The 20,416-nt window shown below is 65.5% G+C and carries 13 protein-coding genes, 3 rRNA genes and 1 pseudogene; 1 reads left to right on the forward strand and 16 read right to left on the reverse strand.

What is annotated here, in order from left to right; all coding sequences use genetic code 11:
• Positions 1 to 10: 10 nt before the first annotated feature.
• From FVO59_RS16155 to FVO59_RS16215, 13 genes and pseudogenes are all read right to left on the reverse strand, one after another.
• The gene (locus tag FVO59_RS16155) at positions 11 to 1,405 is read right to left on the reverse strand and encodes an aldehyde dehydrogenase family protein (protein ID WP_182253546.1); all 1,395 of its coding nucleotides are present in this window, start codon (positions 1,403 to 1,405) and stop codon (positions 11 to 13) included.
• Positions 1,406 to 1,407: 2 nt separating this feature from the next.
• Positions 1,408 to 2,795, reverse strand: a pseudogene (locus tag FVO59_RS16160) (glutamine synthetase family protein).
• Positions 2,792 to 3,505, reverse strand: a complete 714-nt coding sequence (locus FVO59_RS16165) for a FadR/GntR family transcriptional regulator (RefSeq protein WP_259363315.1) — start codon at positions 3,503 to 3,505, stop codon at positions 2,792 to 2,794. Before FVO59_RS16165 ends, FVO59_RS16160 begins: the two are co-directional and overlap by 4 nt.
• The gene (locus FVO59_RS16170) at positions 3,505 to 4,896 is read right to left on the reverse strand and encodes an amino acid permease (protein ID WP_259363316.1); all 1,392 of its coding nucleotides are present in this window, start codon (positions 4,894 to 4,896) and stop codon (positions 3,505 to 3,507) included. Before FVO59_RS16170 ends, FVO59_RS16165 begins: the two co-directional genes overlap by 1 nt.
• A gap of 256 nt (positions 4,897 to 5,152) precedes the next feature.
• Positions 5,153 to 6,055 carry a site-specific tyrosine recombinase XerD gene (xerD, locus tag FVO59_RS16175; protein WP_182253547.1) on the reverse strand — a complete coding sequence of 301 codons (903 nt, stop codon included), beginning with the start codon at positions 6,053 to 6,055 and terminating at the stop codon, positions 5,153 to 5,155.
• 1 nt (position 6,056) lies between these two features.
• Positions 6,057 to 6,656, reverse strand: a complete 600-nt coding sequence (locus FVO59_RS16180) for an NUDIX domain-containing protein (RefSeq protein WP_182253548.1) — start codon at positions 6,654 to 6,656, stop codon at positions 6,057 to 6,059.
• Positions 6,657 to 6,727: 71 nt separating this feature from the next.
• Positions 6,728 to 8,431, reverse strand: coding sequence for a CTP synthase (pyrG, locus tag FVO59_RS16185; RefSeq protein WP_182253549.1), 1,704 nt, complete (start codon positions 8,429 to 8,431; stop codon positions 6,728 to 6,730).
• Positions 8,432 to 8,448: 17 nt separating this feature from the next.
• Positions 8,449 to 10,137 carry a DNA repair protein RecN gene (gene recN / locus FVO59_RS16190; RefSeq protein WP_182253550.1) on the reverse strand — a complete coding sequence of 563 codons (1,689 nt, stop codon included), beginning with the start codon at positions 10,135 to 10,137 and terminating at the stop codon, positions 8,449 to 8,451.
• Positions 10,134 to 11,039: an NAD kinase gene (locus FVO59_RS16195; protein ID WP_182253551.1), complete on the reverse strand. Its 906-nt coding sequence runs from the start codon at positions 11,037 to 11,039 to the stop codon at positions 10,134 to 10,136. The genes recN and FVO59_RS16195 overlap by 4 nt, the downstream gene beginning before the upstream one ends.
• On the reverse strand, positions 11,036 to 11,833 hold the full coding sequence (locus FVO59_RS16200) for a TlyA family RNA methyltransferase (protein WP_182253552.1): 798 nt from the start codon (positions 11,831 to 11,833) through the stop codon (positions 11,036 to 11,038). The genes FVO59_RS16195 and FVO59_RS16200 overlap by 4 nt, the downstream gene beginning before the upstream one ends.
• Entirely contained in the window at positions 11,830 to 12,000 is a 171-nt protein-coding gene (locus tag FVO59_RS16205; RefSeq protein WP_182253553.1) for a hypothetical protein, read from the reverse strand. Before FVO59_RS16205 ends, FVO59_RS16200 begins: the two co-directional genes overlap by 4 nt.
• Before the next feature lie 43 nt (positions 12,001 to 12,043).
• Entirely contained in the window at positions 12,044 to 13,081 is a 1,038-nt protein-coding gene (locus tag FVO59_RS16210; RefSeq protein WP_182253554.1) for an HAD-IIA family hydrolase, read from the reverse strand.
• Complete coding sequence (locus FVO59_RS16215; protein WP_259363317.1) at positions 13,081 to 14,037, reverse strand: hypothetical protein; 957 nt, start codon at positions 14,035 to 14,037, stop codon at positions 13,081 to 13,083. Before FVO59_RS16215 ends, FVO59_RS16210 begins: the two co-directional genes overlap by 1 nt.
• On the opposite strand from FVO59_RS16215, the gene FVO59_RS16220 reads away from it, so the two are divergent.
• Positions 14,023 to 14,934 carry a hypothetical protein gene (locus tag FVO59_RS16220; protein ID WP_182253555.1) on the forward strand — a complete coding sequence of 304 codons (912 nt, stop codon included), beginning with the start codon at positions 14,023 to 14,025 and terminating at the stop codon, positions 14,932 to 14,934. The two genes, FVO59_RS16215 and FVO59_RS16220, sit on opposite strands and share 15 nt — an antisense overlap.
• A 127-nt stretch (positions 14,935 to 15,061) precedes the next feature.
• Here FVO59_RS16220 and rrf read toward each other — a convergent pair.
• The 3 genes from rrf to FVO59_RS16235 form a co-directional block, all read right to left on the reverse strand.
• A 5S ribosomal RNA gene (gene rrf / locus FVO59_RS16225) occupies positions 15,062 to 15,178 on the reverse strand.
• Positions 15,179 to 15,285: 107 nt separating this feature from the next.
• Positions 15,286 to 18,389, reverse strand: a 23S ribosomal RNA gene (locus FVO59_RS16230).
• 357 nt (positions 18,390 to 18,746) lie between these two features.
• A 16S ribosomal RNA gene (locus tag FVO59_RS16235) occupies positions 18,747 to 20,271 on the reverse strand.
• The 16S, 23S and 5S rRNA genes sit together here, the layout of an rRNA operon.
• Positions 20,272 to 20,416 lie beyond the last annotated feature (145 nt).

Here is a 20,416-nt window from a genome sequence, read left to right on the forward strand (position 1 = left end):
GTGGATCTGATCAGTTTTCGGTGGAGATGAAGACGTTCTTCACCTCGGAGAACGAGTCCGGTGCGTCCGGTCCGAGCTCGCGCCCGAGCCCCGACTGCTTGAACCCGCCGAACGGGGTCCAGTACCGCACCGACGAGTGCGAGTTGACCGACAGGTTGCCGCTCTCCACGCCTCTGGCGACACGCAGCGCACGGCCGATGTCGCGGGTGAAGATCGATCCTGACAGCCCGTACTCGGTGTCGTTGGCCTTGGCGATGGCATCCGCCTCGTCGGTGAAGGGCATGACCGCCAGCACCGGGCCGAACAGCTCCTGCGACCACACCGGATCGGTCGTTCCCCGTGGCATGACCACGGTGGGGGCGAGCCAGTACCCGCTCGACGCGTCGGGTGCCTGGCCGCGGAAGGCGACATCGGCGTCGATCAGCGCAGAGGCGACGGAGTCGCGCTGCCTCGCCGAGATCAGCGGCCCCATCTCGGCGTCCTCGGCGGCGGGGTCCTTCACGCGGAAGGCCTCGACCGCCGGCTGCAGCAGTTCGAGGAAGCGGTCGTACACGCTCTGCTGCACGAGGATGCGCGAACGCGCGCAGCAGTCCTGGCCGGCGTTGTCGAGCCCCGCACCCGGGGCGGATGCCGCGGCCTTCTCCAGGTCCGCGTCATCGAACACGATGTTGGCGTTCTTGCCGCCGAGCTCGAGTGTGAGCCGCTTCACCTGGTCGGCACAGCCGCGCATGATGCCCTTGCCGACATCGGTCGACCCGGTGAAGCAGACCTTGCGCACCAGCGGGTGGGTGACGAACCGGTCGCCGACGACGCTGCCCTTGCCGGGGATGACGGTGAAGACGCCCTCTGGGATGCCCGCCTCGAGCGCCAGCTCGCCAAGACGCATCGCCGTGAGCGGGGTGAGCTCGGCCGGCTTGAGCACCACCGTGTTGCCCGCCGCGAGCGCGGGCCCGAATCCCCAGCCGGCGATCGGCATCGGGAAGTTCCACGGCACGATGATGCCGACCACCCCGAGCGGCTCGTGGAAAGTGATGTCCACACCGCCGGGAACCGGGATCTGGCGTCCGAAATGACGTTCCGGTGACGCACTGTAGTAGTTCAGCACGTCGCGGACGTTGCCCGCCTCCCACCGGGCGTTGCCGATCGTGTGGCCGCTGCCCGCCACCTCGAGCTCTGCGAGCTCGCCGATGTGCGCGTCGACCGCCGCCGCGAACGAGCGCAGCAGGCGTGCCCGCTCGCCGGGCGCGATCGCCCGCCAGGCCGGATAGGCGCGGTGTGCACGCTCGATCGCGGCATCGGTCTCTGCGAGATCGGCCTGCGGCACGTCGGCGACGCGATCGCCGGTGGCAGGGTTCAGGACGGTGAAGGTGCCGCCCGCTCCGAAGGGTGTCGTGGGGATCCTCATGTTCACAGCCTCTCGAATCCGCGGCGGAGCTCCCAGTCGGTGACCGCTGCGTCGAACGCCTCGATCTCGACATCCGCATAGTGCACGTAGTGACGCACGACGTCCTCGCCGAACACCTGCGCGGCGATCTCCGACCCCGCGAGAGCGTCGCGCGCCTCGCGCATCGTCGTGGGGACCGTCGGCGCACCCGACTCGTAGGCGTTGCCGGTGATGCCCTCCCCAGCTCGAGTTCGTTCTCGACGCCGTACAGACCGCCGGCGAGCATGGCGGCGAGGCCGAGATAAGGATTCATGTCGCCACCGGGCAGGCGGTTCTCCATGCGGGCGCTGCGGCCGCTGCCGACCAGACGCACGGCGGTGCTGCGGTTGTCGACGCCCCACGCGATCGCGGTCGGGGCGAACGAGCCCTTCACGAATCGCTTGTACGAGTTGATGTTCGGCGCGTAGAACAGGGTGAACTCGCGCATGGTCGCGAGCACGCCGGCGATGAAGTGGTCGTAGACGGCCGAGCGCCGCCCGTGCTGGTCGTCCCAGAACACCAGTGAGTCGTCGTCCTTGCCTCGCAGCGACATGTGCACGTGGCACGAGTTGCCCTCGCGCTGATTGGGCTTGGCCATGAACGTGATCGACTGGCCGTGCCTGCGGGCGATGTCCTTCGACGCGGTCTTGTAATACGAGTGGTTGTCTGCCGTGGCCATGACCTCGTCGTAGAGGAACGCGATCTCGTGCTGTCCGAAGTTGCACTCCCCCTTGGCGGACTCGACGGTCAGGCCCGAGTCGTACATGGTGTTGCGGATCTCACGCAGCAGCGGCTCGACGATCGACGAACCGAGGATCGAGTAGTCGACGTTGTACTGGTTGGCGGGCACGAGATCGCGGTAGCCGTCGTTCCACGCCTTCTCGTACGGCGTGTTGTAGATCACGAACTCGAGCTCGGTGCCCGCGACGGCCTTCCAGCTGTGCCGCGCTGCGCGATCGGTCTGCGCTCGCAGCATGCTTCGCGGAGAGACCCGCACCGGATCCCCTGTCGTGCTGGTGAGGTCGCACTGGATCATCACCGCACCGGGCTGGTGGGGCACGAGGCGGATGGTCGCGAGATCCGGTATGAACTCCATGTCACCGTAGCCGCTCGCCCAGGAGGCGTGCTCGTACCCGTCGATGGTGTTCATGTCGACGTCGACGGCGAGCAGGTAGTTGCACCCCTCGGTGCCGTGACCGAGCACGGAGTCGAGGAAGAACCGGGCGTGCAGCAGCTTGCCCTGCAGTCGGCCCTGCATGTCGGTGAAGGCCAGGACGACGGTGTCGATGTCGCCCTCGAGGATGAGGCTGCGCAGCCTATCGACGCTCAGCATCCGGTCGTTGCGCATGGGTGGGATGTCGATCTGTGTCATTTCAGGAGGCCCTTCAGGAGTGCGGCCGTGGCGTCGCAGTGCGCGGCCATGGTCAGGCGCGCCCGCTCGGCGTCGCCGTCGAGGATCGCCGCGACGATCTCTCGATGCTCGGCATCGGCGTGTTCGATGTTCTTCTTCAGGAATGGGATCTCGGCGAGCAGCTGGTGGATCCGCACCTGCACGCCGCTGCAGGCGTGGGCGAGGTCGTCCGAGCCGCACACCGTGCTGATGGCGAGGTGCAGACGGGCATCCGCCTGCCGGTACTCGGCCGGCGACGCGGCGGCGTCCACCTCGGCGAGGCTGGTCTGCAGCAGCTCCCGCTGCTCAGCGGTGAGATCCGTGAGCGCGGCTCTGTGCGCGGCACCGGGCTCGATCACCGAGCGGAAGATGATGAGGCCGTCGACCTCGGCTCTGCGCGGCGGGTTCTGGTCGGCGGGCCACACGCGCGCGGGCGGCTCGACGACGGTGCCCCCTCCGCGCCCCCGGGTCGTGGAGACGAGCCCGGCGGCGCGGAGGGCGCTGATGGCCTCCCTCAGGGTGGCGCGCGAGACGTTGAGCCGCTCGGCGAGCTCGCGCTCGCCAGGCAGCTTCGTCCCCACCCGGAAGATGCCGAGCTGGATGGCCGACCCGAGCTGCTCGACGCAGGATTCGAAGGCCATCTGCCCGCGCACCGGGTGCAGCGCGGCGTCCACCAGTGGGGAGTCCATCATCACTCGTCCAGGAGCTTGTCCGCGGCCTTGGTGAGGTGCGTGGCCTCGGCGTGGTTCATGAAGTCGCGCTTGCCGTACGCGAACCAGAGCACCACGCACAGCAGGGCGACGACCGCGACGGCGACCGGCGCGTAGTTGAAGGTCTCGACCGTGACGGGGTTCACCGGGGGCAGGACGAAGAGGATGACGATGAAAATCACCCATGCCACGGCCACCCAGCCCACCAGCGCGCTCCACCGGCCGAGGTTCCACGGCCCCGGAGTGAAGTCGCGGCTCAGGCGGCGCAGCAGCACAGGGGTGACGTAGCCGATGTACAGTCCGATCACCGCGATCGAGGTGACGGCCGCGTACGCGGTCGTGTTGAACAGCGCAGGCACCGTGACCAGGATCGACAGGGCGACGCACAGCCAGATCGAGTTGGTCGGAGTGCCCGTGCGCTTGTTCACCTGCGCCCACAGACGCGAGCCGGGAATGGCGTTGTCGCGCGAGAACGCGTAGCTCATGCGGGAGTTCGCCGTGACCGATGCCATGCCGCAGAAGAACTGGGCACCGCAGACGATGAACAGCAGGAACTTCGCCACATCGGGGTTGTTCAGCGCATCCATGAAGATCTGGGCAGGGCCCGACCCGAGACCGGTGTTGACGATCTTCGACAGGCCCTCCTCGCTGCCGTCCGGGATCGCCGCGACGATCGTGTAGAGCAGGATCCACCCGCCGATGATCGACACCAGCACGCTCATCACGATGCCCTTCGGTGCCGCGACGGCGGCGTTCTTCGTCTCCTCGGCGACGTGCGCGGACGCGTCGTAGCCGGTGTACGTGTACTGGGCCATCAGCAGCCCCATGAGGAACACGTACGGTCCGAATCCCCAGCCGGTCTCGTTGTAGAACGTGGTGAACGTCCAGCCGACGCTCTGGTGGCTGGTGGGCATGATCCACAGCACGGCGACGATGATCAGCACACCGACGATGTGCCACCAGGCGGACACGGTGGAGAGCAGGCTGACGATGTTGACGCCGAAGGTGTTCAGCAGACCGTGGATCACGATCAGCACGACGAACAGGGTGAACGTGCCCAGTGCCGTGACCTCGGTGCCCCACATGAGGTTGGCGAACGCCATCATGGTCGCGGCGGCGCCGTAGTCGATGGCGGCGGTGACGGCGACCTCGCCGAGGAAGTTGTACCAGCCGACGAACCAGGCCCACTGGCGCTTGTTCTTCTTGGCCAGTCGCCCGGCCCAGAAGTAGAGCCCGCCGGCGGTCGGGTACCGGGAGCAGACCTCGGCCATGGCAAGGGCGACGCACAGCACGAAGACGCCGACCAGCGGCCAGCCGATGGTGATCGCGCTCGGTCCCCCGACTTCAGCGCGATGTTGAACGAGGTGATGCATCCCGCGAGGATCGAGATGATCGAGAACGACACCGCGAAGTTCGAGAAGCCCGACATTCCGCGGTGGAGTTCCTGCTTGTAACCGAGTTCTGCGAGAGCGGCGGCGTCATCGTCGACGTGACCGTCACCCACAGCCTTTGTGGATTCGCTCATGGAAGTGCTACCTGCTTTCGATGGAGGGAGCGTATGGAGCGATTCTGGCGTCACAGGGTCGGGACTGTCAATGGTCCGACTTCAAACCTTTTCCCGGACGATGCTCAGCGTGCCCGGGGGTGCGAGGTCGCGTAGACGTCGCGGAGGGCATCCACCGACACGTGGGTGTAGATCTGCGTGGTGGCCACCGATGCGTGGCCGAGCAGCTCCTGCACCACCCGCACGTCGGCCCCGCCCTGCAGCAGATGGGTCGCGAAGCTGTGCCGAAGCGTGTGGGGCGACACGTCGGCGGCGATCTGGGCGCGCTCGGCCGCGGCGCGGATCACGAGCCACGCGCTCTGGCGCGACAGCGGGGCGCCGCGTGCCCCGAGGAACAGCCGTGCCGTCGCGCGCCCCTTGGTCGCGAGCTCAGGGCGCACCCTGGTGAGGTACGCGTCGATCGCGGCTCGCGCATACGAGCCGACCGGCACGATGCGCTCCTTGTCGCCCTTGCCGCGCAGGCGCAGCACGTCGCCGTACGCGAGGTCGTCGACATCGAGGGATACCGCCTCCGACACCCGCGCGCCGGTCGCGTAGAGCAGCTCGAGCAGGGCACGATCACGCATGCCGAGCGGCTCCTCCGCGGAAGGCGCGGCGAGAAGCCGCTCGACCTGATCGATGGTCAGCGCCTTGGGCAGCCGCTGCGGTGTCTTCGGAGGACGGAGGCGCCCCGTCGGGTCGTCGGTCTCGATGCCCTCGCGCACCAGGAACCGATGCCACCCACGAACGGCCGACTGCAGCCGGGCCAGGCTCGTCGCGGCCGGCGGCGGCTCGGCGCCCGCGCGATCGGCGATGAACGCCGACACGGCGCCGGGATCGACGGCATCCGTCGTCTCGATGCCCCGCTCCCCCAGCCACGAGAGGTAGCCGGCGAGGTCGCGCCGGTAGGCGGCGACCGTGTGCTCCGAGAGGCCGCGCTCGATCGTGACGTGACGCAGGTACGCGTCGAGCGCCCGGTCGAGCCGCATGTCAGCGCTCTTCGCGACGACGCTGCTCGCGCAGGCTGCGCTCGGCCGCCAGGACTCCGATGCCCAGGATGCCGTTGTGCAGCCGCCCTGCGAGAACCCCGTCGGCGGCCTCGGACAGCGGCACCCACTCGACGCGGATGTCGGCCTCCTCGTCCTGCCTGTCGTGCGCCTCGGCATCGGAGAGGCCCGTCGCGAGGTAGACGTGGATCATCTCGTCGTTGCCGCCGGGGGTCGTCCACGCCGAGACGAGATGCTCCCAGTGCGCGGCCACGATGTCGGCCTCCTCGGCCAGTTCACGACGGGCGGCGAGCATCGGCTCCTCGCCTGGTACATCGAGCAGGCCCGCAGGCAGCTCCCAGTCGCGATGCCGGATGGGATGCCTGTACTGCTGGATCAGCAGCACCCGCTCCTGCTCGTCGAGGGCGACGACCGCGACGGCGCCGGTGTGCGCCACATACTGACGGCGGATCACGCCGTCGCCGTAGCGCACCCGGTCATCGCGCACATCCCAGACGGCGCCGCGGAAGGCGAGCTCACTGGAGACGACCTCGGGCTCGAACGTGTCGTCCTCGATGAGACCGTCCTGGGCTGACGAGGACATCGCTGCCGATGAGCTCCCCTGTCCGGACTCTGCGGGCGACGCGCCCGCGGCGCCTGAACCGGGCATGGGGATCACTCGTCGTCTTCGCTGAACAGCTCGCTCGCGCGGTGCCGTTCGATGGCGGCGCCCACCAGGCCGCGGAACAGCGGATGCGGTGCGGTCGGGCGCGAGCGCAGCTCGGGGTGTGCCTGGGTGGCGATGTAGTAGGGGTGCACGTCACGGGGCAGCTCGACGAACTCGACGAGGTCGAGGTCGGGGTTCAGACCGGAGAAGACGAGGCCGGCTTCGGCAAGACGCGGACGGTAGGCGTTGTTCACTTCGTAGCGGTGGCGGTGACGCTCGGAAGCGGTGGGACCCTCGTAGAGCTCGCGCGCGAGGGTGCCCTCGCCGAGTGCCGCTTCGTACAGACCGAGGCGCATGGTGCCGCCGAGGTCTCCGCCGTCGAGGATCTCGATCTGCTCCGCCATCGTCGCGATGATCGGCTCTGCGGTATCGGGGTCGAACTCGGTCGACGACGCCTCGGCGATGCCGGCGACGTTGCGTCCGTACTCGATGACCATGCACTGCAGCCCGAGGCAGATGCCGAGCGTGGGGATGCCCTGCTCGCGTGCGAACTTCAGCGCGCCGAGCTTGCCCTCGATGCCGCGGATGCCGAACCCGCCCGGCACGAGGATGCCGTCGAGATCGCCGAGGTTCTTCGCCGCGCCCTCCGGCGTCTCGCACGTGTCGGACGCGATCCAGCGGATGTTGACCTTCGTCTCCTGCGCGAAGCCGCCGGCCTTGAGCGCCTCGGTGACCGAGAGGTAGGCGTCCGGCAGGTCGATATACTTGCCGACCAGGCCGATCGTCACCTCGTGCTTGGGGTTGTGCACGGCGTGCAGCACCGTGTTCCAGCGGGTCCAGTCGACCTCGCCCGCCTTGGCGTCGAGGCCGAGGCGGCGGATGATGTACGCGTCGAGGCCCTGGTCGTTGAGCGTCGACGGGATGTCGTAGATGCTCGGCAGGTCGACCGTGTTGATGACGCCTTCGACGTCGACGTCGCACATCAGGGCGATCTTGTTGCGGTTGCTGGCGCTGACCGGGCGATCGCTGCGCAGCACGAGGGCGTCGGGGTGGATTCCGACCTGGCGAAGAGCCGCGACGGAGTGCTGGGTCGGCTTGGTCTTCTGCTCGCCGGAGGCGCCCATGAACGGCACGAGCGAGACGTGCACGAAGAAGACGTTGTCACGGCCCAGCTCGTGACGCAGCTGACGGGCCGACTCGAGGAAGGGCTGCGACTCGATGTCTCCGACCGTGCCGCCCACCTCGGTGATGATGATGTCGGGCTGCGGCTCTTCCGTCGCCTGCAGGCGCATGCGCCGCTTGATCTCGTCTGTGATGTGCGGGATGACCTGCACTGTCGCACCCAGATAGTCGCCTCGGCGCTCGTTGGCGATGACCTCGGAGTAGATCTGGCCGGTCGTGACGTTGGCCGCGCGCGACAGGTCGATGCCGAGGAACCGCTCGTAGTGCCCGATGTCGAGGTCGGTCTCGGCGCCGTCGTCGGTGACGAAGACCTCGCCGTGCTCGAACGGGTTCATGGTGCCCGGGTCGACGTTGAGGTACGGGTCGAGCTTCTGCATCACGACGCGCAGCCCGCGTGCGGTGAGCAGATTGCCGAGGCTGGCTGCGGTGAGTCCCTTGCCCAAAGAGGAAACGACACCGCCTGTCACGAAGATGTGCTTCGTCGTGAAGGAGCTGGTGTCGTTGTCTGGCGCCGCAACTGAAGAGTTCATCACGGGCTTTTATCCTATCAGTTGATCGCCGAGCCGAGGCTCAGCAGTTCACGGGCGTGAGTGAGCGCGGCATCCGAATCGGTGAGGCCGGAGAGCAGACGCGCCATCTCCGCCTCGCGCTGCTCCCCCTCCAGCCGGGTGACGCTGGACGCGGTCACCGCGCCGTCGTTCGATTTCACGACGGAGAGATGGTTGTTCGCGAATGCGGCCACCTGGGCCAGATGCGTGACGGCGATGACCTGCGAGGTGCGGGCCAGCTGCGCCAGCCTTCGTCCGACCTCGATGGCCGCGGCTCCTCCGATGCCGGCATCCACCTCGTCGAAGACGAAGGTCGGCACGGGATCGGTGCCGGCGATGACGACCTCGATGGCGAGCATCACCCGCGAGAGCTCGCCGCCGGACGCGCCCTTCGACACCGACCGCGGCTCCGCGCCGGGGTGCGGCGCCAGCAGGATCGCCACATCATCGCGACCGTGCGCCGACTCGGCGCCTGGCGACACGCGGGCTTCGAGCGTGGCATCCGGCATCGCCAGTGCGTGCAGCTCGTCGGTGACCGCTGCCGACAGGCGAACGGCGGCGGCCGTGCGCACCTCGGTGAGAGCGGCGGCCGCATCGTCGAGGGCGGCGCGGGCGCTCTCGGCCTCGGCGGTGAGCCGTTCGATGCGGTCGCCGTCGTCGTCGAGCTCTGCCAGGCGGAGCGAGCCGGTCTCCCAGATGCGAAGCGCCGCCTCGAGCGAGCCGTGCTGGCGGACCAGACCGCCCAGTGCCGCACGCCGCTCCTCGACAGCGGCGAGCTCATGCGGGCCCGACTCGTCGAGGTCGGCGAGATAGCCGGACAGCTGCTGGGCGAGATCGGCGGCACGATAGCCGAGGTCGGCGATCGTCTCGGCGATCTCGGTGAGCTTCGGGTCGGCGCTGCGCTCGAGCGCGCGGCGGGCCTCGGCGAGCAGCGCCCCCACGTCGGGGTCGCCCTCCTCGCTCGAGAGTGCGGAGCGGGCGACGGACGCCGACAGCCGCAGCTCCTCGGAGTTCGCGAGCCGCTCGGCGCGCTCGTTGAGCTCGACGTCCTCACCCGGCTGCGGCTCGAGCTGCTCGATCTCGGCGAGCTGCTCGCGCAGCAGAGCGGCCTCGGCCGCGCGGCGGTCGCGGTTCGCGGTGAGCTCCGTGATCTCCGCATCCAGTTCTCGCCAGCGCCCGAAGCGCTCTCGGTAGGTCGCGAGCGCTTCGGCGATCGGCTCGCCGCCGAACCGGTCGAGCGCGTCGCGCTGGGCGGCGGCAGACCGAAGACGCAGCTGCTCTGACTGCCCGTGAACGACGACGAGCTCCTCGGCGAGCGAGGCGAGGACGCCGGCTGGAGCGGGGCGCCCGCCGACGCTCGCGCGACTGCGCCCTTCGGCGCTGAGTGTGCGCGAGACGTACAGCTCTGCGGCGTCTCCCGCCGGCTCGAGCTCACCGCCTGCATCGGTGACGATGTCGGCGATCGGCCCGTCGGGCGGCACCATCCAGACGCCGGCGACGGATGCCTGCGTGGCGCCCGCGCGGATCGCGGACGAATCGGCGCGTGCGCCGAGCAGCAGCCCGAGGCCGGTCACGACCATGGTCTTTCCCGCACCGGTCTCGCCGGTGACGGCGGTGAACCCGGCTCCGAGGGGCAACACCGCGTCGTCGATCACACCGAGACCGCGGATGCGCATCTCATCGATCACGACGCACCTCGCCATCCTGCGACGGGCAGCTGGAACTTGCGCACCAGGCGGTTGGTGAAGGCGGTCGGATGCAGGCGGGCCAGTCGCACCGGGTGCGACGAGCGACGCACGACGACGCGAGCGCCGGGCGGCAGGTCGTGCGAGCGCCGCCCGTCGCACCAGAGGATGCCGCTGCCGTCGGTGCGCTCGAGCATCTCGATCGCCACCGATGCCTCCGGTCCCACCACGAGCGGCTTGGCGAAGAGGGCGTGGGCCGACAGCGGCACGACCGCGATAGCCTCGACCGTCGGCCAGATGACAGGTCCGCCGGCCGAGAAGTTGTAGGCGGTGGATCCCGTCGGCGTCGAGACGACCATGCCGTCGCATCCGAAGCTCGACAGCGGACGGCCGTCGATCTCGATGACGACCTCGATCATGCGCTCGCGGCTGGCCTTCTCGACAGTCGCCTCGTTGAGGGCCCAGGTCTCGAAGACGACGGCCCCGTCGACGTCCTTCACCCGCACGGACAGGGCGAGGCGTTCCTCGACCTCGTAGTCGCGGTCGATGACGCGGGCGACGGCGGCATCCATGTCATCGCGATCGATCTCGGCGAGGAAGCCGACGTGACCCATGTTGATCCCGAGCACGGGTGCGTCCGAGCCGCGCACGAGCTCGGCGGCGCGCAGGATCGTGCCGTCTCCGCCGAGCACGATGGCGAGCTCGAGGTCGTGGATGGCGACGTCCGTTCCGAGCAGCCCGACGTCGGCGAAGCGCTCATCGAGGGCGACGAACTCGTCGTGGTCGGCCGCGGGCAGCACGGGGGTCGCTCCTGCGCCGCGCAGGGCGTCGACGACCCTGAGGGCCGCGGCGACCGTGTCTTCGCGCTTGGCGTGGGCGACGACCAGGATGTGGCGCTCGTTCATCGTCCTCCTGCCACGTGCGCGATCTGCTCCGACCATTCTGACGGATCCGCTCCCCGTCCGTGCGCGAGATGCACGAGGTACTCTGCGTTGCCGTGGGTGCCGAGGATCGGCGAGGGAAGGATGCCGAGCATCCCGAGCCCCACGTCGTGCGCGCTCCACAGGCTGCGCTCGACCGCGTCGAGGCGGGCGTCGACACTGGTCACGAGCCCGCCCTTCACCGCCGTTCGGCCGACCTCGAACTGCGGCTTGATGAGCAGCACGACGTCGGCGCCCGGCGCGATCGTCTCGACGATCGCCGGGAGCACGAGGGCGAGCGAGATGAACGACAGGTCACCCACCGCCACGTCGGGGCGATCGGGTTCGCCGGTGGCATCCGCGAGCGACTGCGCGGTCATATGACGCACGTTGAAGCCCTCGACGGAGACGACAGCCGGGTCGGCGGCGACCTGCGGGGAGAGCTGGCCGTGGCCCACGTCGACGGCGAGCACGCGTCTGGCGCCGCGCTCGCGGAGCACCTGTGTGAATCCGCCGGTCGAGGCGCCCATGTCGAGGGCGAGACGACCGGCGACGGCGATGCCGAAGCCGTCGAGCGCGGCGATGAGCTTGTGGGCGGCGCGGCTGACGTAGTGGTCGCCGCCGTCGACCGTGAGCTCGGCGCCGTCGTCGACCGGGGTGGACGATTTGATGACGGTGCGGCCGTCGACGCGGACGAGCCCGTCGGCGATGAGGGATGCCGCGTGGGTGCGCGAACGGGCGAGGCCTCTCGCTGCAAGGGCGGCGTCGAGGCGGGTCATCGGCTGCCGGGCGCCGTGTCGCCGGTGCGCGGGGCGCTCTCGAGCCGCTTCATGAGCTCGTCGTGCAGCGAGCCGTATGCGTCGGCGCGGTCGGCGAGCGGCTGACCCTCGATCAGGCGCAGTCGGCTCCAGAGCGCATCGGTCGGCTCGTCTCGCGTGTGCTCCATCCGACCACTGTAACGCGGGCCGGCGACGTGACCGCGGCGACGCTCAGGGCCTGTGGAAAGGATCGGCGTACAGCTGCTCGGGCACCCGGAAGGCGTAGATCGCGAGGCCAGTGGCCCAGATCGTCGCAGCGCCTGCGCGCAGCAGATCGATCTGCGATGAGCCCTCGGCGAGGATCTGCACGTCGGCGCCGTCGATGCGGACCGCGGCATCGTTCACCGTGAAGACGCCGTCCTTCTCGACGGTCTGCGGGTACGGCTCGTGCAGGTCGCGCAGGTCGGCGAGGATGTAGTCAGGACGCGAGCCCTGAGGCGCTGCGAGCACGTGCTTCGGGCGGTCGATGCCGGTGAGCACCAGCGCCGAATCGATCCCGGCGCGCACTGCGCCCATGATGTCGGTGTCGAGCCTGTCGCCGAGGAAGAGCGGCCGCTGGGCGCCGAAGCGCGCGATGGCCTCTTCGAAGATGGGCGTCTCGGGCTTGCCCGCGACGGTCGACAGCCGGCCGATCGCGGTGTGCACGGCGGAGACGAGGGTGCCGTTGCCGGGCGCCACGCCGCGCTCGCGCGGAATGGTCCAGTCGGTGTTGGTCGAGATCCACGGGATCCCGCCCTCGTCCTCGGGCACCTTCAGGGCGAAGGCGGCCTCGGCGAGGTCGGTCCATGCGACCTCGGGGCTGAAGCCCTGCACGACGGCGGCCGGTGAATCCTCTGCGCTGCGGGTGACCGTGTAGCCGGCCTTCTGGGCCTCGACCACGAGACCCTCTCCCCCGACGATGAGGACCGTGGCGGGAGCGGGAACCATCGTCGCCAGCAGGCGCATCGCCGCCTGGGGGCTGGTCACGACCTCGTCCGGGGCGACGGTCAGGCCGAGGCCTGTGAGGTGTTCGGCAACCGATGCGTCGGTGCGCGCCGCGTTGTTGGTGATGTACCCGAGGCGCAGCGACTGCGCTGCTCGGTTGAGACTGTCGACCGCGTGCGGCAGCGCGTGCGGTCCGGCGTAGACCACGCCGTCCAGATCGGCGAGGATCGCGTCGCGTCCGGTCAGCGGTGTGGATGCCTGCTTCGATCGGCGGAACAGTCCCATCAGCGATCGGACTCCGGTGCGTCGTCGTCGGAAGACTCGACATGCTCGGCCGAGTCGGACTCGGGCTCGGCTGAGTCGGACTCGGGCTCGGCTGAGTCGGACTCGGGCTCGCCGGCGGCGTTCTCAGACTCGGACATCTCAGCTCCGGATGCCTCAGACCCGGCCTCAGCCTCAGCTCCGGACTCGGCATCGGCCTCGGGCTCAGGCTCGGCCTCATCCGAGTCGATGTCGTCGAAACCCTCGATGAGGCCGTCTTCGACGATGATCTCGTCGAACTCGCCGTCGTGACCGAGGGCAGACGCGGCCACCTCGGCGCGCTGCGTCCAGAACGTCGCCTCCTCGGTGCGGCCCAGATCTTCGAGCACAGCCGCGCGGGCGGAGAAGAGCGCGGGGCTCCATTCGAACGCACGGTCTGGGTCGAGCTCGGGGATCTCCAGTTCGCCGAGCGCCAGCTCCGTCTCGCCGCGATCGAGGCGAGCACCCGACATGGCGATCGCGAGTGCTGCGCGCACGGCAGGCGTGAGCGACGCTCGATCGACCGCGCGACCCTCCTCGAGCGCACGGTCGGGTCGGCCGACTCCGCGCTCGCTGTCGACGATGAGGGCGATCTGATCATCGTTGCCGGAGATGCGGCGGTAGGTGCGCAGCTCACGCAGTGCGAGGGCGAAGTCGCCGACACCGTATGCCGTGATCGCGAGCGTCTCGCGCACGACGGCGACACGGCCGGCACGACGCGACGCTGCCAGAGCATGCTCGTGTGCACGTGCCGGATCATCGTCGATCAGCTGCGCCACCATCGCGAGGTGCCGCGCGACCTGCTCGGCGTTCTCCTTGCTGAGGGTCTTCAGCTCGTTGCGCGCGGCCGGGTGCAGGTCTCGCGCGGTGATCTCCTCGGGCAGCGGCGGCTCCGGGATGCGCTCGCGAACGGGCGCGTACTCGTTGTGCGGGCGGTCCACGCCGCCGCGCGGACGATCACGGTACGAGGGACGATCAGACTGTTCGCGATCCTGGCGCGGGCGGTCGCCAAAGGGACGGCGCTCACCCTGGCTCCGGTCACCATACGGACGACGCTCACCGGACTGGTTGCGGTCACCGTACGGGCGACGCTCACCCTGGTTGCGGTCGCCATAGGGACGGCGGTCACCAGACTGGTTGCGGTCGCCATACGGGCGGCGCTCACCGGACTGGTTTCGGTCACCGTACGGGCGGCGCTCACCCTGGTTCCGGTCGCTGTACGGGCGACGCTCACCCTGGTTCCGGTCGCCATACGGGCGGCGCTCGCCAGACTGGTTCCGGTCACCGTACGGGCGGCGCTCACCCTGGTTCCGGTCGCTGTACGGGCGACGCTCACCCTGGTTCCGGTCGCCATACGGGCGGCGCTCGCCAGACTGGTTCCGGTCACCGTAGGGACGGCGCTCACCCTGGTTCCGGTCACCGTACGGGCGACGCTCACCCTGGTTCCGGTCGCCATACGGGCGACGCTCACCCTGGTTCCGGTCGCCATACGGGCGACGCTCACCCTGGTTCCGGTCACCGTACGGGCGACGCTCACCCTGGTTCCGGTCACCATGCGGACGACGCTCACCCTGGTTCCGGTCACCATGCGGACGACGCTCACCCTGGTTCCGGTCACCATACGGGCGACGCTCACCCTGGTTCCGGTCACCATACGGGCGACGCTCACCAGACTGATTGCGGTCACCATACGGACGACGCTCACCCGACTGGTTACGGTCGCCGTAGGGACGACGCTCACCAGACTGATCACGGTCGCCATAGGGACGACGCTCGCCGTCGCGGCGAGGGCCGCGCGAAGAGGAGTCGCTGTACCGCTGCTTGCGGTCGGAGCCTGAACGTCCGTTCTGCGCGCCATCGCCGTCGTTCCGGCGGTTCCGCTGCTCATCTGACATTCTGACTCCCTGTTCTGCTGCAAACGCAAAATGGCCACCCAGCTCTGGGTGGCCATTTTACTTAAGAGAAGTCCGGCGGTGTCCTACTCTCCCACAGGGTCCCCCCTGCAGTACCATCGGCGCTGTGAGGCTTAGCTTCCGGGTTCGGAATGTGACCGGGCGTTTCCCTCACGCTATGGCCGCCGTAACACTATTGACGTTTCGGCAACATCACTCGCGTGGAGTGTGTTGTTTGGTTCCGACCGTACGTCGAGAACCACAAAGTGGACGCGAACCTTCTCGCAGAAGGGTGGTGTTATCAAGTCATCGGCTTATTAGTACCAGTCAGCTGCACACGTTGCCGTGCTTCCACATCTGGCCTATCAACCCAGTCGTCTGGCTGGGAGCCTCTCACCCCGAGGGGTATGGAAGTCTCATCTTGAGGCCGGCTTCCCGCTTAGATGCTTTCAGCGGTTATCCATCCCGAACGTAGCTAACCAGCGGTGCTCCTGGCGGAACAACTGGCACACCAGAGGTTCGTCCAACCCGGTCCTCTCGTACTAGGGTCAGATCCTCTCAAACTTCCTACGCGCGCAGCGGATAGGGACCGAACTGTCTCACGACGTTCTAAACCCAGCTCGCGTACCGCTTTAATGGGCGAACAGCCCAACCCTTGGGACCTACTCCAGCCCCAGGATGCGACGAGCCGACATCGAGGTGCCAAACCATGCCGTCGATATGGACTCTTGGGCAAGATCAGCCTGTTATCCCCGAGGTACCTTTTATCCGTTGAGCGACAGCGCTTCCACAAGCCACTGCCGGATCACTAGTCCCGACTTTCGTCCCTGCTCGACCTGTCAGTCTCACAGTCAAGCTCCCTTGTGCACTTACACTCGCCACCTGATTGCCAACCAGGTTGAGGGAACCTTTGGGCGCCTCCGTTACTTTTTGGGAGGCAACCGCCCCAGTTAAACTACCCACCAGGCACTGTCCCTGAACCGGATCACGGTTCGAAGTTAGATATCCAATATGACCAGAGTGGTATTTCAACAATGACTCCACCGTAACTGGCGTCACGGTTTCACAGTCTCCCACCTATCCTACACAAGCCACACCGAACACCAATACCAAGCTGTAGTAAAGGTCACGGGGTCTTTCCGTCCTGCTGCGCGTAACGAGCATCTTTACTCGTAGTGCAATTTCGCCGAGTTCGCGGTTGAGACAGTTGGGAAGTCGTTACGCCATTCGTGCAGGTCGGAACTTACCCGACAAGGAATTTCGCTACCTTAGGATGGTTATAGTTACCACCGCCGTTTACTGGGGCTTAAATTCTCAGCTTCGCCTTGCGGCTAACCGGTCCTCTTAACCTTCCAGCACCGGGCAGGCGTCAGTCCGTATACATCGACTTGCGTCTTCGCACGGACCTGTGTTTTTAGTAAACAGTCGCTACCCACTAGTCTCTGCGGCCACCACACCCTTTCGGAGTAAATCCTAATAAGCGGGTGGCCCCCTTCTCCCGAAGTTACGGGGGCATTTTGCCGAGTTCCTTAACCACGATTCTCTCGATCTCCTTGGTATTCTCTACCTGACCACCTGAGTCGGTTTGGGGTACGGGCGGCTTGAACCTCGCGTCGATGCTTTTCTCGGCAGCATAGGATCACCCACTTTTTATCCGCATCGTGTCTCAGCCTGTATGAGTCACGGATTTGCCTATGACTCGGCCTACGCACTTGCACCAGGACAACCATCGCCTGGCTTGGGCTACCTTCCTGCGTCACACCTGTTAATACGCTAGCCGCACCAGCATAGGGTCGTGTGCTCCACCAGCCGGTGAACCCCGAAGGGTCCGATGACTGGCTTTGGACACTTAGCATTACTGGATTGACTGGGGCGGTTCTTCGCCGGTACGGGAATATCAACCCGTTGTCCATCGACTACGCCTGTCGGCCTCGCCTTAGGTCCCGACTTACCCAGGGAAGATTAGCTTGACCCTGGAACCCTTGGTCTTCCGGAGGACGTGTTTCTCACACGTCTTTCGCTACTCATGCCTGCATTCTCACTCGTGTGGCGTCCACGGCTGGTTTCCACCGCCGCTTCACTCGCCACACGACGCTCTCCTACCCATCAACACGGCTGGACCACGAAGGCCTACCAAAAATGTCAATGCCACAACTTCGGTGGCGTGCTTGAGCCCCGTTACATTGTCGGCGCGGAATCACTTGACCAGTGAGCTATTACGCACTCTTTCAAGGGTGGCTGCTTCTAAGCCAACCTCCTGGTTGTCTAAGCAACTCCACATCCTTTTCCACTTAGCACGCGCTTTGGGACCTTAGATGGTGGTCTGGGTTGTTTCCCTCTCGACTATGAAGCTTATCCCCCACAGTCTCACTGCTGCGCTCTCACTTACCGGCATTCGGAGTTTGGCTGACGTCAGTAACCTGGTGAGGCCCATCGGCCATCCAGTAGCTCTACCTCCGGCAAGAAACACGCAACGCTGCACCTAAATGCATTTCGGAGAGAACCAGCTATCACGAAGTTTGATTGGCCTTTCACCCCTATCCACAGCTCATCCCCTCAGTTTTCAACCTAAGTGGGTTCGGCCCTCCACGACGTCTTACCGTCGCTTCAGCCTGGCCATGGATAGATCACTTCGCTTCGGGTCTAGGACATGCGACTGAATCGCCCTATTCAGACTCGCTTTCGCTACGGCTACCCCACACGGGTTAACCTCGCCACATATCGCTAACTCGCAGGCTCATTCTTCAAAAGGCACGCTGTCACCCCTACTAAGGAGGCTCCAACGGTTTGTAAGCAAACGGTTTCAGGTACTATTTCACTCCCCTCCCGGGGTACTTTTCACCTTTCCCTCACGGTACTTGTCCGCTATCGGTCATCTGGGAGTATTTAGGCTTATCAGGTGGTCCTGACAGATTCACACGGGATTTCTCGGGCCCCGTGCTACTTGGGATACTCTTCACGCTGCGCACAACATTTCGACTACGGGGCTGGCACCCACTATGGCCCGCCTTTCAAGACGGTTCGTCTATATCGTCACATCACGTCGAACACTCGGCAGAATGTTCAGAAAAGTCCCGCAACCCCGGGCATGCAACGCCTGCCGGCTATCACACACACCCGGTTTAGCCTCATCCGCTTTCGCTCGCCACTACTCACGGAATCACTGTTGTTTTCTCTTCCTGTGGGTACTGAGATGTTTCACTTCCCCACGTTCCCTCTACCCGCCCTATATATTCAGGCGGGAGTCACCAGGTCGCACAAACGCCTGGCGGGGTTTCCCCATTCGGACATCCTCGGATCAAAACTCGCTTATCAGTTCCCCGAGGCTTATCGCAGATTGCTACGTCCTTCTTCGGCTCCAGATGCCAAGGCATCCACCGTTTGCTCTTAAAGACTTGAAATCACATGAGATGGACCAGATCCAGGAAAAGATCTGATCCGGTTTTCTTTAAGATGCTCGCGTCCACTGTGTAGTTCTCAAAGTACGGGCGGTCCCCCACCCCCACTGCCCAACGGCAACAGAAGTAAGGGCCGAGAGGTTCAGAACGACCAGAACGAATCCAGCCGGCCCGGTCCCTCAGGACCCAACAGCGTGCAGCCGCCTGCTTGCATCCCCCACCGTTCCAGATCCGAAGACCGTACTAACTGGAGTCAGCTGCGCTGACGGCATGTCAAATGTTCCACCCATGAGCTCCCAGCGAAGAACAGACGCCTTCGATCTGGGTTCTGGAAGTCCGAAGACTTCAGATGCTCCTTAGAAAGGAGGTGATCCAGCCGCACCTTCCGGTACGGCTACCTTGTTACGACTTAGTCCTAATTACCGATCCCACCTTCGACAGCTCCCTCCCACAAGGGGTTAGGCCACCGGCTTCAGGTGTTACCGACTTTCATGACTTGACGGGCGGTGTGTACAAGACCCGGGAACGTATTCACCGCAGCGTTGCTGATCTGCGATTACTAGCGACTCCGACTTCATGAGGTCGAGTTGCAGACCTCAATCCGAACTGGGACCGGCTTTTTGGGATTCGCTCCACCTTACGGTATCGCAGCCCATTGTACCGGCCATTGTAGCATGCGTGAAGCCCAAGACATAAGGGGCATGATGATTTGACGTCATCCCCACCTTCCTCCGAGTTGACCCCGGCAGTATCCCATGAGTTCCCACCATTACGTGCTGGCAACATAGAACGAGGGTTGCGCTCGTTGCGGGACTTAACCCAACATCTCACGACACGAGCTGACGACAACCATGCACCACCTGTTCACGAGTGTCCAAAGAGTTGACCATTTCTGGCCCGTTCTCGTGTATGTCAAGCCTTGGTAAGGTTCTTCGCGTTGCATCGAATTAATCCGCATGCTCCGCCGCTTGTGCGGGTCCCCGTCAATTCCTTTGAGTTTTAGCCTTGCGGCCGTACTCCCCAGGCGGGGAACTTAATGCGTTAGCTGCGTCACGGAATCCGTGGAAAGGACCCCACAACTAGTTCCCAACGTTTACGGGGTGGACTACCAGGGTATCTAAGCCTGTTTGCTCCCCACCCTTTCGCTCCTCAGCGTCAGTTACGGCCCAGAGATCTGCCTTCGCCATCGGTGTTCCTCCTGATATCTGCGCATTCCACCGCTACACCAGGAATTCCAATCTCCCCTACCGCACTCTAGTCTGCCCGTACCCACTGCAAGCCCGAGGTTGAGCCTCGGGATTTCACAGCAGACGCGACAGACCGCCTACGAGCTCTTTACGCCCAATAATTCCGGATAACGCTTGCACCCTACGTATTACCGCGGCTGCTGGCACGTAGTTAGCCGGTGCTTTTTCTGCAGGTACCGTCACTTTCGCTTCTTCCCTGCTAAAAGAGGTTTACAACCCGAAGGCCGTCATCCCTCACGCGGCGTTGCTGCATCAGGCTTCCGCCCATTGTGCAATATTCCCCACTGCTGCCTCCCGTAGGAGTCTGGGCCGTGTCTCAGTCCCAGTGTGGCCGGTCACCCTCTCAGGCCGGCTACCCGTCGACGCCTTGGTGAGCCATTACCTCACCAACAAGCTGATAGGCCGCGAGCCCATCCCCAACCGAAAAATCTTTCCACCCGCACACCATGCGGTGACGGGACATATCCAGTATTAGACGCCGTTTCCAGCGCTTATCCCAGAGTCAGGGGCAGGTTGCTCACGTGTTACTCACCCGTTCGCCACTAATCCACCCAGCAAGCTGGGCTTCATCGTTCGACTTGCATGTGTTAAGCACGCCGCCAGCGTTCATCCTGAGCCAGGATCAAACTCTCCGTAAAAAACAGATGCATACCCACCACCGGGAAAACGGCAATGAGCAGCGAGTTCAATCATGACCAAAAGAGACGAACATCATTGCTGACATTCATATAAATTGATCCAAAGGAATTCTCAACCAACCCCCACAAGGGTTGGACGAGGATA

This window comes from Microbacterium esteraromaticum, assembly GCF_014084045.1.
In the GTDB taxonomy this organism is placed as follows: Bacteria; Actinomycetota; Actinomycetes; order Actinomycetales; family Microbacteriaceae; genus Microbacterium; species Microbacterium esteraromaticum_D.